This window comes from Shewanella sp. Arc9-LZ, assembly GCF_010092445.1.
Lineage (GTDB): Bacteria > Pseudomonadota > Gammaproteobacteria > Enterobacterales > Shewanellaceae > Shewanella.
Window position 1 is genome coordinate 1936081 of sequence record NZ_CP048031.1, and the last position, 14950, is coordinate 1951030.

The following is a 14950-nucleotide window of genomic DNA, read 5'->3' on the forward strand; positions in this document are numbered from 1 at the left end:
AGTGGGTCGTTTCGTCAGTTATCTGGCGTCGAGAAAGACTAAAACGTGAGGTGTAAAATTGTAAATATGGCTAATGTTCAAATCAGAGTGTTGCTGATGAGTGATTGGGAAATCTATAGAAGGTTACGTTTATTAGCATTACAAGACTCGCCAGATTCGTTTGGCTCGACTTATGAACGAGAAGCTGAATTTACCGACGAAGAGTGGATTTCTCGTCTTAATGCAAGCAATCGAGCAAAGCATGCATTGCCACTGATCGCTGAACTTGATGGCGTCGCTGTAGGCTTAGCATGGGGACAGATCCATAGTTCTAGTTCTAGTCCTATGAATACTGATGCTGCACATGTGTATCAAATGTGGATGTCACCACGCGCGCGCGGATATGGACTTAGTAAGTTATTACTGAATAGCATTATTGATTGGGCCAAAAAATCTAATCGAAAAGTCGTTTGCTTAGAGGTTACTATTGCTAACGAGGCCGCTGTTAATCTCTATAAATCAATTGGTTTTGTTGCTGTTGGTGAAACACAGACTCTACGAGAGGGTAGTGCATTACTGACTCAAACCATGATACTGGAGTTATGTGGTTAATAAATGAGTCATGTTCTCAATAAAATCGACGTTTTCAGCAAAATAGTTTTCAGTAAAATCGTTTTCAATAAAATCTAGGTGACACGACTCACTTTTAGGGTATTGTCGCAACGGTTTAATTAACCACGTTTCGCTCATTAACTGAGTGGCTTTTACAATGGAGTGTAAAAATGAATGAATCTCAAGCAGATAATATTATCCAATCTTATGAAACGGATAGCATTACCGCTTTACGTTCAGATTTAGATAAACTGAGACCCAAACCATATACTTGGTTAATCCAATGGCTGATGTGTTTGGCGACTATTGGCGCTATTTTATATATTGCAAAAGTAGACCTATTAGTAGAACAAAATTTTGTGTGGTTGCTACTGTTATTTGTCGCGATTGGCTTTAGCCATCGAGATGATTATTTAGCTCATAAACGTATCGATTTGGTGATTAAACTACTCGATAAAAATGCATTTCATAAACGGTCATAGTTCAAAAGGAAGCCTTGGCACATGGATATTATGATTGATGATTTACAGGGCTCTGGCGTGGTTGAGTTACTGCAAGCACATTTGGCTGACATGTATGCAACATCGCCACCGGGTAGTGTTCATGCATTAGATATTGAAGCCTTAAAACATCCATCAATTACTTTTTGGTGTGCCAAACAAGGTGACATAGTACTTGGGTGCGTAGCGATAAAACAGTTAACGCCAACCCACGGCGAAATTAAGTCTATGCGAACGGCTGCAATGGCGAGAAACCAAGGAGTAGCATCGGCATTGTTATCGCACATATTGGGCGTAGCTAAGTCTTGTGGTTATCAGCGGTTGAGTTTGGAAACTGGATCGATGGATTTTTTTGCGCCAGCAAGGCGTTTGTATGAACGACATCAATTTGATTACAGCGGCCCATTTGCGGACTATGAACTAGATCCTAATAGCTTGTTTATGACAAGATTAATTGAGTAAATTGATTTGTGATAAAGGTAAAGCCTAGCAAAGCGCTAATTTATGAAATGTGTAAGCGACTATTACTCTTCTTCATTATTTTTGGCATTGCCATCGTAATATTAATGACCCCAGAAGGTGAGTGTGTAGCATTTTTTAGCCATAGCTTGTGCACAGGAAAAGATAAGTGGGTTATTGTAAAGTGGATTTTTTTGTTTGATTCATTGTTACTGGCACACACAGCTTTGCCTGTTTTGCATTACTTAGCGCTAAGATTTTTAATTAAGCATAAAAACTGACCTCTAAATGGGTTTTGAAAAGCTTAATGATTTACAACCTTTCTATCATTGATCTAAACAAGCCAAACTCAGTTATAGCATTGGCATAACTGAGTTTGGCTTGTTTTATATTAGTGCTGCAGTTTCCAGACAAAGCGTTATTAGTACTATGCCTAGCAGGCTTGTTCACTCTCAACAATTTTTTGAATATCGTGCGGGTGTACTTTAACGCAAATGCCATTGGCCTTAAATGCGATAGTTGGGTTAGCAAGGCGCTCTTTATCACCTTTTGGCGAACTTTGTTTAACCTTAATATCACTGTTTTCGTTACTACCTGCAATAGTACTACCTGCAATAGTATTACCTGCAATAGTATTACCCGCAATAACATCAGCCAGTAGTGGCACTTTTTCAATAAGCTCTGCGACGAGTTCATCACAGGTTTGTGCCTGTGATGGGAACACTAATTCGATATGCTCCCAACCTTCAACCGGATAAGATTTGTCAGATGGAAAGGGCAGTTCAACACATTGAATTTTCATCGCACCGATAACTAATGGTTCGGCTAATTTAATGATTAAAATCGGCCGACCGTTGATGATGTTATTAGAGATGATTTTGCCGTGTTGACTAAATTCATCGACGAGTAACTGCGCTGTTTGATTATCGTTCACCCGCAGAGCAGCATGATCACAATTCAATGCTAAGTTGTCTAAACCTAACCGATGAATAAACGCGCTAATGCGCTGGCTAAAGCCTGCCCAAGTATGTTGTAGATGTTGGTAATTCATTTAATAACCCAAGAAACAAAGCAAAAAATGGTATGGTTGAGATTGAATAAGCTTATGGCCATATTTCAATCGGTGTACCAGCATCAATCATTTGCCACAATTCATCCATTTCTTTGTTGGTGACGGCAATACATCCATTGGTCCAGTTGTACTTTTGTGCTTCTTCTGGCGGTAAAGTTGAACGAGGGTTTTCACCGTGGATCATAATCATGCCACCGGCTCTAATGCCTAATGCATCAGCTCGTAATTTATCTTCTTCATTGGGATAAGAGATATGAATCGATTTATAAAATGCACTATCAGATTTTTTATAATCTAATACATAACGACCTTGCGGAGTACGTTGATCACCTTCTTTAAGCTTATGACCACTTGGCACATCGCCCATGGCAATAAGGTAACTTTTAATCACTCTTCCGTCACGCATGACAGATAAGCGTGATTCAGATTTATTGACGACAACTAAATCTACTTTTGCTGTAGTTTGGCTTGAAGAGGCAACCGCCAATGACGGGCTGAAAATTAAGGCTATAAATATTATGTACAACGCGCGCATGAAATCTCCGTAAACCAATGACCTTTTTAATTTTTATTGTAAAATGACCCTATTTCGAATGTTAAAACTCGACAGTCAATGTTAGATTTTAACGACAACAAGGGTTAATTGATATTAGTTAACCGAGTTTATTTGCAATTTATTACCCGAGACAGTGAATAATAAGATGAATATCGAAGAAAAATCCGACAGTCCACTAAAAAAACAGCTTAGAAGTGTGATTTTTGGTACCGAAACCCCAGCAGGAAAACGTTTCGATATTGCCCTTATGGTCTGTATTGTACTGAGTGTGATATTGATTTTTATCGATACCACAGAATATGTTAATTCCCTTTACGGTGACTATATTAGTATCGCCGAATGGACCTTTACGGTATTGTTTACCGTTGAGTACATATTAAGGCTCTATTGCTCGCTTAATCGGTTACACTATGCACGCAGTTTTTTTGGTGTAGTGGATTTAGTGTCAATTTTACCCAGTTATTTAGGGTTGATTTTCCCTGGTGCCAATGTCGCGTTAGCGTTAAGAGTACTGCGTTTATTCCGGGTGTTTAGAGTATTAAAGTTACTTCGATACCTAAGCGATGGCCAAATATTGCTCAAAGCCATGGTGCAGTCCGGTCGAAAAGTGTTTATGTTTTTCTTCTCGGTAAGCCTGATTATTATGGTGTTAAGTGTGGTTATGTATGTGGTTGAAGGCCCTAACAATGGCTTTACTTCCATTCCTAAGTCCATGTATTGGACCGTGGTGACCATTACCACCGTTGGCTACGGAGATATTACGCCGCAAACGCCATTGGGCCAAGGGATTGCGGCACTTACTATGCTGATTGGTTATTCGATTATTGCGATCCCCACCGGTATTTTAACCGCTGAAATTTCACATGAAATGGTCAGAACCCGTGATTTACGTAAATGCAGCAATTGTGGCAAAAAAGGCCACGATAAAGATGCTGAATATTGTAATCATTGTGGTAGCGAACTTGAAAAACTCTAGGGTTACAGCCTGTAAAGCTGATTTAGATTTGATTTTTATTATAGACACACAAGGATATTGATGACCGCTGCTAAATTTGTTGAGGGTTCCATTTTACGCCATATCCTGGTGATGAGCTCTACTGCTGCTGTGGGTATTTCGGCACTTTTTGTGGTCGACTTACTCGATATTTTCTTTTTAAGCTTACTTGGTGAAATAGAGCTCGCCGCAGCAGCAGGTTATGCTAGCACGATTTCATTTTTTACGACTTCGATAGGTATCGGCTTATCGATTGCTCTAGGCGCTTTGGTGTCAAAAGCGGTGGGGTCGAAAAACATAAAGTTAGCCAAGAGATTATTTTTAAACAGTGCCATCGTGACGTTAATTACCAGTGTGCTGGTGGCTGCAGTTGTCATAGCGTTTATTCCCGAATTGTTAGCGTTGGTGGGTGCAACAGGGCGCACTGCGGAATTGGCTGAAAGCTATTTGTATATTCTGGTGCCATCCTTACCATTTATTTGTTTAGCAATGGCGCTTGGCGGCGCGCTGCGTGCAGTGGGTGATGCCAAACTATCGATGATGTCGACACTAGCTGGTGGCGGTGTTAACGCCGTATTAGACCCTATCTTTATCTTTAGTTTATCAATGGGTATTGAAGGTGCTGCGGCTGCATCGGTATTGGCCCGTATTGCGGTGTTTGTCATCTCAGCTCGCGGAGTGGTGGTTAAGCATAAGCTGTTAGGTCAATTTTCGTGGATTGAGTTCAAGCAAGACCTAGGGGTGATTTTTGCCATAGCCGCACCTGCAATGCTCACCAATGTGGCAACTCCCATTGGTAATGCGGTGGTAACGCGTGCCATAGCTGATTTTGGTGATAGTTATGTAGCTGGCTGGGCGGTGTTAGGACGTTTGATCCCCGTCTCGTTCGGGATGATTTTTGCACTGTCTGGCGCAGTCGGACCGATAGTGGGGCAAAACTTTGGTGCCAATGAAATTGAACGAGTTCGATTGAGTTTAAACAAAGCGATTCAATTTTGTGTTGTTTATGTTCTGGTGGTGTCACTGGTACTGTTTTTATTACGAAATGTCATTATTAGTAGTTTTGATATGAAAGGCGATGCGGCAGAGCTTATTTTGTTTTTCTGTCAGTACATCGCGGTGTTCTTTATCTTTTCGGGCATTTTGTTTATTGCCAATGCCTCATTTAATAATTTAGGTAAGGCTAAATACTCGACCTTTTTTAATGTCGGTAAAGCAACCATCGGCACCATACCATTTGTGTATTTTGGCGCCCAGTGGGGCGGTGTATTTGGGGTGTTAATTGGTCAGGTGATTGGGGCAATTATATTTGGTGTGATAGGTATTTTATGTGCATATCGATTAGTCGACAAAATTAGCCGCCAAGGTATGCTTTCAGCGGGTGCTAATCGACAACTACTAGAAGACGATGCGATAAACATTGATATGGTGGCCGCTCCTTCACCTATGCCAGGGCGCACTCAGATGGCTCAATTAGATGAAGATCCACTGTGTAAGCAAGTTGCTCAACAAGACAACGCCGATACAGCCAATGGCGACACAAATGATACTGAAAAAGCCGGTGCTGATGGCGCTAGTACCGATAACATTGGCAGTGAGAAAAGCAGCGATAAAATCAATTGATCTGATAGATGCTATGTAGATGTGACTTAGTTTAGATGTGATTCAGTGTAGATGAGACTCAGTGTAGATGAGACTCAGTGTAGATGAGACTCAGTGTAGATGAGACTCAGTGTAGATGAGACTCAGTGAAGATGAGACTCAGTGAAGATGAGACTCAGTGAAGATGAGACTCAGTGAAGATGAGACTCAGTGAAGATGAGACTCAGTGAAGATGTGACTTAGTGTAGATGTGATTCAGTTTAGATGTGACTTAGTGTATATGCGATAGAGTTTACATGTGATTGGGATCGAGACGTGATGCTATGATAGATATTTAATCTCTGGCTAATGCCCACAGAGCTGATAATAAAAAGCCCCTATTTTTGGCCTTGACCAATAATAGGGGATTTTTGATACTGACACCTTGTAAATGGGTGTTAGTCTTTGTCAGTTTCTGTGCTGGCTTCTGTGGCAACTGTTTGTTCAGCCGCTTCCGCTAACGCAATTTTCTCACGTTCAGCTTTAGAGATATAACGCTCAACAGGCTTGTTACTTGGGTTAGCCGGCACCACTTTATTTTGGCGAGCCTTGGCACGTTTGGCCAATTTTTTGATCATCTCTTGCTTTCTATTCATCTGATTTCTTACTTTGTAAACGACAAACTATTAATATCATTCTAGACGATACACGGCTTATCGGAGCGTGATGACACTGGTCTTGGAGCCTACGGCAACATCACGAGAAAATTTGGATGCTAATTTTAGCTTAATTGCTTAGCTGGATATAGTGTTTTATCCGTCAGCGACAATAATTAACCTATTAAGTCAGTTAAAGCTGCATCGGCTTGGCAATTAGGCGCCGAATTTTTTAATATCTTCAGCGGTAGCACCATCATTACATTCGCCACGAATTTCACCGCGCTCAGTTTCAACATAACGACTTAATTCAATAAAACCGGCTTTACAATAACCATTCATTTCGATGGTTTTTCTAAGACCCAGATCAATTTGTTGATGCCATAGTTCGAGGCGATTCTCTGCGTTACGTTGTTCAATTAAATAACTCTGTGCATCTTGTTTACTGCGAATTCTTCTTTCTAGCGGGGAATCACCAGGAATGCTGCGGTCAAGGGCGGTAGCTAATTTTGCTTTATAGACAAACAACTTAATCCCATTACCTTTAATTTGAGTACTGAATGCATCGCGAAACTGCCCCGCAAAGTCCATAGGATCAGGTTCGCTTGCGCTACAGGCGCTAAGCAGTATGAGACTGCAGATGATTAAGCTTATTTTTGACACTCATTACCTCATTCGTTCTTATGTTAAATGAAACTCGAATAAATGCTGCAATATATTATCATGACCTTTATTGATACAAGCATGGCCAGGGTAAAAATATTTCTACAGCAATATGTTAGCCACAGTGTTGAGATAAACTGTGGCGACATGACATAACCAGTGCTTTATGCGAAACGTTCGTTGAGGTAGCTGGTAATGGCTTTTGACTCATATAACCATTGGGTGTTGCCGTCTTGTTCGATACGTAAACAAGGCACTTGTAGCTTGCCACCTTGGCTTACTAACACGCTTTTGTTGTCATCTTGTTTGGCGTCGACTAAGTTAATGGTTAAATTTTGGCGACGCATATCACGACGAACCTTGACACAAAAAGGGCAGGCGGCGTATTGATACAATGCCAATGATTGAGTTTGTTGATCGACAATAGCTTGTTGATCTTGTGGACGTTGGCGCTTTTTAGGAGCAAACACAAAATTTAACAACAAAATAATTCGACCTAAAATCCAGCGAACGATAAACATAGATAACCTCAATCTTAACAATATTAATGATACATCATGATTACAAACGTTTGTGATTACTCGTTTGCAATGTATGCGCAGTCTACCCGATGTAGATAGCGGTTAACAGCCACAGACAGGTTATTTTACTTGTAGTTCAAGCAATGCTTCTGCGGCATCTTCTGCGGTGTTGATACGGCTTTCAAGCACAAATATTTTACCTGCATCAATTCCTGCTTGAGCAATTAAATAGGCTTTAACCGCTTTAGCGCGGTCTTGGGCTAAAAGGCCAAATTCATCTGCAGTAAACTGTTGGTGATTTTTAAGCATATTGTACAAACCAATGTGCCAACGCGTGATCAGCTCTGCTTCAGTCAGTTTTGGTTTTTTCTGCTGTAATTTTTGCTTGATGTCTAATGGATCCTGCGATAACTCTTGCTCAACCAATTGATACAATGCATCTGCTAATGGCCCCGTAACAGGGTATTTGCTGGCAGAGACACTTTTGGGGAAATCTTTGAATTTTATCCCCGCAGCGTTAGCCAGTTGCTTATGCAGTTTGGTTTCTGCTAATGCTTGTTTATCGTTAATTATGTCGATACTGCCTTTAATATTTAGATTAAGCAGCGGCCTGTCTATTAACGCTTTAGCCAGTTTGTCTAAGGTGCTTTTTTGTTTAAGTGAGATGTTGCTGCGTCCATACTCAAAACTGATTTTATCTATTTGTTCATCACTGCCCACAAGACCAGCTAAGAATGAAAACGGTGAGGTCACCGCTTTGGTTATGATATTGCCTAGTGCATTAATGATGATGCTACCAAAACTAAAGCTAGGAGAATCAATATCCCCAGACACATCAACGCCTAAATCAATTACGCCATGTCGGTCTTGCAATAATGCTATCGCTAATGTCACCGGTAGGCTGGTTGCTAAACTGCTGTTACTGCGTTTACCTAATTCGAGTTGATCAATCACTACATGATTACTGCCAACTAATTCATTGTTTTTAAGCTGATAGTTTAGATCCAGTGACAACTGACCTTTATCAATATAATAACCAGCATAAGTGCCCGAGTAAGGGTTAACCGAGGTGAGCTCTACTTTGTCAAAGTTCAAATTAAGGTCAAGATAAGGTTGTGCTAATAACGGGTTAACATCACCTTTTAACGTCACCGGTGCGTATTTGTCTATTTTTCCCGCTAAATCAACTGATGCAGTGGTTTCTGGATTTGATGATAAGTTGGTGATCTGGCCGTTAAGCATTTCAATGCCCGAAGCAAAATTGGGCGTTAACGAATTATCCGCAAAGAAGGCCGAGCTGTCTTTAAAGCCAATCTTATTAATGTTGAGCTTCATTTGTGGCGCATCGGTGGTGGATTGCTCATTGCCTGTCGATAAGGTCGCTTGTTCAGCTTTACTTGGACTAACAGCAACTTTATCTGTCTCAACACTATCTGTCTCAACACTATCTGTCTCGACACTAGCAGTGGTTTGTTTTACGTCTGCAGGAGTATTGATCAACTCGCTAATATTGGTGCTGCGGTCGGGTGAGATAATCAGGCGACTAAACAGCTTATCGAAGTTTATTTCATCAATATCAATGTTAGCTTGTTGGCGATCAAACGATAATTGGTTGATGTCCATGGTTTGCCATGTCAGCAAAGGTTGTTTTAACACGTTATCGTTAATGTGTAATTGACTGATGTTTGCACTGCCAGAGTAGGTTAGCGTGTCTTTAGCGTCTGCATGCAAAATGCCCTTAGTGGAAAACATGCCATCTTCAATAGTGATATTGATGTAAGGAGCAATATAAGGTTGTAAACGTGACAGCAACATATTACTAAAGTCGATTTCAGCATTCACTGTTTGCGCTAATGCATCAACTTGTCCTGTTGACGTTAATAAGCTTTGTTGATTAATTCCTGCCGAAAATTGATAATTAATCGGGCTGGATAGATCTGATTTTATTACCCCAGTAGTGAGGTCAATCGGGCCGATTTGCCAAAGAATAATCTTATCACTGGCAATGCCTTCACCCAGTTTAACTTGATACTGCGCGATACTGATTTTGTCTAGTGTGACTAACCAAGGGGAGTCAGCATCGATGGAGTTAGACGTTACTGCTGTTTTTTGTTGAGTCGTTTGTGAGTCTGTCTCAACTGTCGTTTCTTTCGTAGCATCTTGTGTCGCTGATGGTGGTGATTGCTGCGCTAATAGTGGTTCTGCATCTGTTTCTGTATCTGTTTTTGCAGTTGTATCGCTAGCTGCTTTTGTGTTGAGATCAGTGGTGACTTGTTTAACGGTCGCGATGGCTTTATCAGTAATGGTATCAGCCACATTTGTGCTGTCAGCTTTTTGCTCATCTGAGTTAGCTTTCTCTATATCTATACTGCCTAAATCTGCAGTCTCTGAATCTATCGTGTCTGTAGTAGCTGATTCGGTAATAGCTGATTCGGTAATAGCAGACTCGGTAGTCGTTGAGGCTGTAGAAGATAAATCTGAGGTATCTACGGTAGTTGTTAACTCAGTGTCTTTAGGCAGCAATAAAGCAACCAAATCAGCACCAGTAGGAGTGATATTGAGTTTGATATTACCTTTTTCGGTATGGAACTCACCAATGCTAACGCGTTTTTTGTGGCTGTCTAAATTGATATTATTTAATGCTAAGACATCAATGGCGATTTTTTCATCTTGCTGATGTAACGCTTTAAAACGTTTAATCACTATCTGTGCTTTGGTGACATTGATATGGCTTATTGGTGCTAAGTTTTTGTCTTGCAATATCACGTCATACTGTCCGTTTAGGCTCAGCGTGCCTTCAGCTAAGTTAATCGCAAACAGTTGATCAATAAAAGACCAGTAACGTGATAAATCAATTCCAGTCACCTTAACATCGCCTTTTATTGCCAGGGGCGCTAATTGGAATTGCCCTTGCAATGCGACCGAGCCTTTGAATTGATCTTCTATGCGTAAGTTATAACGATTTACTTGGTCTTGCTTGTCGTTTAACGCACTACTCAAGCTATTGAATTGTGCCAATGACACATTGATGTTGGGATAATTAATGTGGGTATCTGTGACGTTGTCGTCTAGGGTAAACACGCCTTGTTGGATCTGAATATTAGCAATGTTTATCGCCGGTATAACACTCGGTTCAGTACTCATTGGTGTTGGCTGACTATTTTGGCTTAGGCGAGTAATAATGTCACTGAAGTTAAATACAACTTGTTGATTTGCCGTTTCAGTACGCGCCACTCTAAAGGTGGGTTGTTGTAGACGGATATCTTCAATCACTATCGCCCAAGATGAGATCGATTGCCATAATTGAATGTTGCCATAGGCCGCGGCGAATGACGCAAACGTTTTCGGGCTATCAAGTTCGTTGATTTCAAAACCCGATACCGCTAGTTCTAACGTAAATGGGTTGATACTAATGTCTTGTAGGGTAACGTTTCTGCCTAATTGCTCGGTTAATATCGTTGGTGCTTGTTGTTTGGCAATATATGGAATCAATCCGCCGAGAACAGCACAACCCAATAGATAAACAGTTAATCCATAAAGGGCAAATTTTAGAATACGAGAGCGCGGTGTAACCGCTGAGCGCAATTGCGCAAAAAACGAGGTCATAAGAGGTAATCTTGATACAAAACAGTGGCAACAGCTGACTATTTTACCAAAAAAACAATCGTAACGAATGATTATTTTGTCAGGATAATAGATTAATTTACATTTATGTTTATTGATGTTAACTTTATATTTAAGCTTATGTAATTAATAGATTTTTCTATTTGTCTTTTTTATATAGGTTCATTTTGTTTTGTGCGTTAAACACTTACAGTGACATATTGTTTTAACCTGATGGCTTGATGCCATTACTTAATAGGCATGATATCTGCGATATTCATACGCGGTATTTAATCCTCTTTTCAAGGATGAGAAATGCAAATACGTCTAGCTTCGAGCATCGATTTAGAACCATTGAGCCTGCTATTTGATCTATATCGGCAGCAACTACAACAGCCCTCTGACTATCCAGCGTGTCATCATTTTTTGAAGCATCGCTTGGCCGAAAATGATTCGATGATTTTTGTCTCCATCAGAGACGATGAAATGGTGGGCTTTATTCAATTATACCCGTCGTTTTCTTCATTGCGCCTTGCTCCTGTGTGGTATTTGGAAGATGTGTTTGTAAAACCTCAATATCAGCAGCAGGATGTTGTTAGCCAAATGTACCAAAAGGCTCAGTTGTTGGCACAAAGTACTGGGGTATTATTGATTAACCACCATGATTCCCAAGTGCCTATCGAACCTGAATCCTTAAGTTGTACGGCGTAAATTGATCAGTATTATTTGCTTACCATTAACCATGGTAATTAAGTCTGTGATGAGATGAACGATGAATTATGTAGACCTCAGTTATTTCTGATAAAATAGCTGAGGTTTTTTATTATTTTATCATCATAGATGTTAAGGAAAAGAGATTGAATAAGAGCGTATTAACCAACCTTATCGCGGCTGTCTTTATGCTGGTTGGGTATGTGTTACAACAACAAATTGTCATGACAATAGGGTTATTTGCGTTGTCGGGTGCATTAACCAACTGGTTAGCAATCCATATGTTGTTTGAAAAAGTCCCCGGTTTGTATGGTTCCGGTGTGGTTCCATCACGATTTGAAGAGTTTAAAGCGGGCATTAAACATTTAATGATGCAGCAATTTTTTACTCAAGAGAATATCGATCGCTTTTTGACAACCAGTAGTGCCAGTAGTATTGATTTAACCCCTGTGATTGAAAAAATTGATTTAGCGCCATCATTTGATGCATTAGTGTCGACTATCGAAAAGTCATCATTTGGTGGCATGTTAGCGATGTTTGGTGGAACCGAGGCGTTGATCCCACTGAAAGAGCCATTTATTGAAAAAATGAAACTGTCGTTAGTTGAACTGGCTCAAAGTGAAGAGTTCAATGCTATTTTAGTCAATGAGCTTGAAAAGCCAGATGTTATCGCAGATATGCAAGCTAAAGTGGCCAATATTGTTGAACAGCGTTTAAATGAACTTACGCCAGAATTAGTGAAACAAATCATTCAAGACATGATTAAAACCCATTTGGGTTGGTTAGTTGTGTGGGGTGGTGTGTTCGGCGGTATTATTGGTGCCGTAGCGGCATTGCTGCAGCAATACAGTTAACCCCAAAAACGTATTATTTTCATGGCGTTGTCTGCCATATGATATTGTCTGCCATATAATATTGTCAGCCAAATAACAGAGTAACAGAGGTGAGTATGAGTCAACATCATAGTATTAATTATTTAGAAATACCCGTGAGAGACCTCATCGCAACCAAAGCCTTTTTTACTCAGGTTTTTGGTTGGCAGTTTCAAGACTATGGTCCTCAATACAGTTGTTTTTTGCAGGTCGGAATTGATGGTGGCTTTTATCAAGCAGACTCTCAATTCACCTTAGCAAACGGCAGTCCGTTAATTGTGCTTTATAGCCAAGATTTAGCCGCCATAGAAGCTAAAATTATTCAGGCTGGTGGACTCATCACCAAAGCTGTATTCAGTTTTCCTGGCGGTAGACGTTTCCATTTTACCGACGTTAATGGTAACGAATATGCCGTCTGGTCAGAATAACGACAATCAAATTGCCTCACCTTGTGTGAGGCAATGTTGTTTAGATCAACAGGATATCTGTTTAGGTTGCCATCGCTCGCTCGATGAGATTCTGGCTTGGCATACAATGGACCAACAACAAAAAAGCGCATTGCTGGAAACGTTACAACAACGCGCTATCGCGCGTAAAAAACGCTAGTAGGCCGCTAATCTATAATTGTTGAGCACTACAAATATCGTATTGAGCTACACCGCAGTTGGGTTGGTTCTCGGTTCGGTATCGGTTCTAAATAAGCTAAACCCGCGAGCTTGGTAGTTTTGTAAAGCGCTTGGGTGATCTAATGAGCAAGTATGCACCCAAACACGGCGGGTGTTAGGTAGCGACCACGCTTGTTCAATAGCTTGAGTCAGTAAATAGCCGCCAAAGCCTTTACCGATAAAGCGTTCACTTAAACCAAAATACATAATCTCGACAGTCGCGTCACCTTGTTGCTGCAACTCAAAGTAACCCGCTGGTGCACCGTCTTTATACGCGACAAACAAATGCAAATTATCCGCTTCGCTGTATTCCTGCCATTGGCTATCGGACAAGGCTAATTTATCTGTCCACTCCCACGCAGCACCCACAAATTGATATAAAAAACGATTGAATTGATATTGTTTTATTTTCACCTCAACCACGGTTAAGCCGTTGGTATCATGTTTAGGTTTTAATTGACTGCGGTCGGTCATCTCAAGATTAAAAATGCTGATGTCTGTCATGGTATCTCAATATAAATAAAGTTTATTTCTTAAAACTAACTTTTAAAATCATTCATAGCAAATTTAAAATAAATGCTTAGAAAAAATATATTTTCACAAAACAAATGTTGTCTATTGTGGTTAATTTTTGGCTAATGTAGATTCTCTGCGAGAGTAACCTATGGCAATGTAATTCAATTATAGAGGTAGTATATGTTCGAATGGATAGCAGATCCGCAAGCATGGGTGGCACTTTTAACCCTGATAGCACTCGAGATTGTACTAGGTATCGATAATATTATTTTTATCTCGATTGTGGTTGGAAAGTTACCTGTTCATCAAAGAGATAAAGCAAGACTTATCGGGATAGGTTTAGCGATGGTAGCTAGGTTAGGTCTACTATTAAGTTTATTTTGGATCATGGGACTCGTAGAGCCTATTTTCACCTTGTTAGATAATGCTATTTCAGGCCGTGATTTGATTTTAATTTTTGGCGGTTTATTTTTATTAGCCAAATCAACTCATGAAATTCATACGAGCTTTGATATTCCGACCGAATCAACTCATGGTGTTGCACAAGTTGGCTTTTACTCAGTGTTAATTCAAATCGCGATTCTCGATATTGTATTTTCATTAGATTCAGTCATTACTGCTGTTGGCTTGGTTGACAATATATCGATTATGGTTATTGCTATCGTTTTATCTGTCATTGTGATGTTGTTCGCCGCCAAACCAATCAGTATATTTGTTGAAGAAAATCCGACGATTAAAATGCTCGCATTGTCATTTTTATTGTTAATCGGATTCACTTTAGTTGCTGAGGGACTCGATTTCCATGTACCAAAGGGATACATCTATTTTGCAATGGCATTCTCGTTAACGGTGGAACTTATCAACATAAAAATCAAAAAGAGAAAAGAAACTGGCACTATTCATCTCAATAAAAAAATGTCAGAAAATGACTAGTTTTATATGAATGATTTTAGATCGTAATTTTTTACAATAAAAAGCACACCATTAATG

General features: G+C 40.1%; 18 protein-coding genes. 10 read left to right on the forward strand and 8 right to left on the reverse strand.

Features of this window, described 5'->3' with window-relative positions:
- The first annotated feature begins 66 nt into the window (after positions 1 to 66).
- The gene (locus tag GUY17_RS08275; RefSeq protein WP_162022833.1) at positions 67 to 591 is read left to right on the forward strand and encodes a GNAT family N-acetyltransferase; all 525 of its coding nucleotides are present in this window, start codon (positions 67 to 69) and stop codon (positions 589 to 591) included.
- Here the strand turns inward: GUY17_RS08275 and GUY17_RS08280 are convergent.
- Positions 580 to 729, reverse strand: a complete 150-nt coding sequence (locus GUY17_RS08280; RefSeq protein WP_162022834.1) for a hypothetical protein — start codon at positions 727 to 729, stop codon at positions 580 to 582. The genes GUY17_RS08275 and GUY17_RS08280 overlap by 12 nt on opposite strands.
- A gap of 32 nt (positions 730 to 761) precedes the next feature.
- Here GUY17_RS08280 and GUY17_RS08285 point away from each other — a divergent pair, with 32 nt between their 5' ends.
- A complete protein-coding gene (locus GUY17_RS08285) occupies positions 762 to 1073 on the forward strand; it encodes a hypothetical protein (protein WP_101087497.1) in 312 nt (103 codons plus the stop codon).
- 21 nt (positions 1074 to 1094) lie between these two features.
- The gene (locus GUY17_RS08290) at positions 1095 to 1553 is read left to right on the forward strand and encodes a GNAT family N-acetyltransferase (protein ID WP_101087498.1); all 459 of its coding nucleotides are present in this window, start codon (positions 1095 to 1097) and stop codon (positions 1551 to 1553) included.
- A gap of 430 nt (positions 1554 to 1983) precedes the next feature.
- On the opposite strand, the gene GUY17_RS08295 is transcribed toward GUY17_RS08290, so the two are convergent.
- Entirely contained in the window at positions 1984 to 2601 is a 618-nt protein-coding gene (locus GUY17_RS08295) for a VOC family protein (RefSeq protein WP_162022835.1), read from the reverse strand.
- Positions 2602 to 2653: 52 nt separating this feature from the next.
- Positions 2654 to 3157: a murein L,D-transpeptidase family protein gene (locus GUY17_RS08300; RefSeq protein WP_101087500.1), complete on the reverse strand. Its 504-nt coding sequence runs from the start codon at positions 3155 to 3157 to the stop codon at positions 2654 to 2656.
- A 166-nt stretch (positions 3158 to 3323) separates the two neighbouring features.
- On the opposite strand from GUY17_RS08300, the gene GUY17_RS08305 reads away from it, so the two are divergent.
- Positions 3324 to 4154, forward strand: coding sequence for an ion transporter (locus GUY17_RS08305; protein WP_162022836.1), 831 nt, complete (start codon positions 3324 to 3326; stop codon positions 4152 to 4154).
- Positions 4155 to 4214: 60 nt separating this feature from the next.
- Entirely contained in the window at positions 4215 to 5795 is a 1581-nt protein-coding gene (locus GUY17_RS08310; RefSeq protein WP_162022837.1) for an MATE family efflux transporter, read from the forward strand.
- A 416-nt stretch (positions 5796 to 6211) separates the two neighbouring features.
- On the opposite strand, the gene GUY17_RS08315 is transcribed toward GUY17_RS08310, so the two are convergent.
- From GUY17_RS08315 to GUY17_RS08330, 4 genes are all read right to left on the reverse strand, one after another.
- Positions 6212 to 6409, reverse strand: coding sequence for a DUF2986 domain-containing protein (locus tag GUY17_RS08315; protein ID WP_011637061.1), 198 nt, complete (start codon positions 6407 to 6409; stop codon positions 6212 to 6214).
- A 216-nt stretch (positions 6410 to 6625) separates the two neighbouring features.
- Positions 6626 to 7072, reverse strand: coding sequence for a hypothetical protein (locus tag GUY17_RS08320; protein ID WP_101087503.1), 447 nt, complete (start codon positions 7070 to 7072; stop codon positions 6626 to 6628).
- A 164-nt stretch (positions 7073 to 7236) separates the two neighbouring features.
- A complete protein-coding gene (locus GUY17_RS08325) occupies positions 7237 to 7593 on the reverse strand; it encodes a glutathione S-transferase N-terminal domain-containing protein (protein ID WP_162022838.1) in 357 nt (118 codons plus the stop codon).
- A 120-nt stretch (positions 7594 to 7713) separates the two neighbouring features.
- Positions 7714 to 11199, reverse strand: coding sequence for a DUF748 domain-containing protein (locus GUY17_RS08330; RefSeq protein WP_162022839.1), 3486 nt, complete (start codon positions 11197 to 11199; stop codon positions 7714 to 7716).
- Positions 11200 to 11511: 312 nt separating this feature from the next.
- On the opposite strand from GUY17_RS08330, the gene GUY17_RS08335 reads away from it, so the two are divergent.
- The 4 genes from GUY17_RS08335 (at position 11512) to GUY17_RS08350 (ending at position 13385) form a co-directional block, all read left to right on the forward strand.
- Positions 11512 to 11907, forward strand: a complete 396-nt coding sequence (locus GUY17_RS08335; protein WP_101087506.1) for a GNAT family N-acetyltransferase — start codon at positions 11512 to 11514, stop codon at positions 11905 to 11907.
- 146 nt (positions 11908 to 12053) lie between these two features.
- Positions 12054 to 12761: a DUF445 domain-containing protein gene (locus GUY17_RS08340; RefSeq protein WP_162022840.1), complete on the forward strand. Its 708-nt coding sequence runs from the start codon at positions 12054 to 12056 to the stop codon at positions 12759 to 12761.
- A gap of 95 nt (positions 12762 to 12856) precedes the next feature.
- The gene (locus tag GUY17_RS08345) at positions 12857 to 13207 is read left to right on the forward strand and encodes a VOC family protein (protein ID WP_162022841.1); all 351 of its coding nucleotides are present in this window, start codon (positions 12857 to 12859) and stop codon (positions 13205 to 13207) included.
- On the forward strand, positions 13188 to 13385 hold the full coding sequence (locus tag GUY17_RS08350; protein WP_192116125.1) for a DUF1289 domain-containing protein: 198 nt from the start codon (positions 13188 to 13190) through the stop codon (positions 13383 to 13385). The genes GUY17_RS08345 and GUY17_RS08350 overlap by 20 nt, the downstream gene beginning before the upstream one ends.
- A gap of 47 nt (positions 13386 to 13432) precedes the next feature.
- Here the strand turns inward: GUY17_RS08350 and GUY17_RS08355 are convergent, their stop codons facing one another.
- Positions 13433 to 13948: a GNAT family N-acetyltransferase gene (locus GUY17_RS08355; protein ID WP_162022842.1), complete on the reverse strand. Its 516-nt coding sequence runs from the start codon at positions 13946 to 13948 to the stop codon at positions 13433 to 13435.
- Positions 13949 to 14140: 192 nt separating this feature from the next.
- Here GUY17_RS08355 and GUY17_RS08360 point away from each other — a divergent pair, with 192 nt between their 5' ends.
- Positions 14141 to 14893, forward strand: coding sequence for a TerC family protein (locus GUY17_RS08360; RefSeq protein WP_011637070.1), 753 nt, complete (start codon positions 14141 to 14143; stop codon positions 14891 to 14893).
- Positions 14894 to 14950 lie beyond the last annotated feature (57 nt).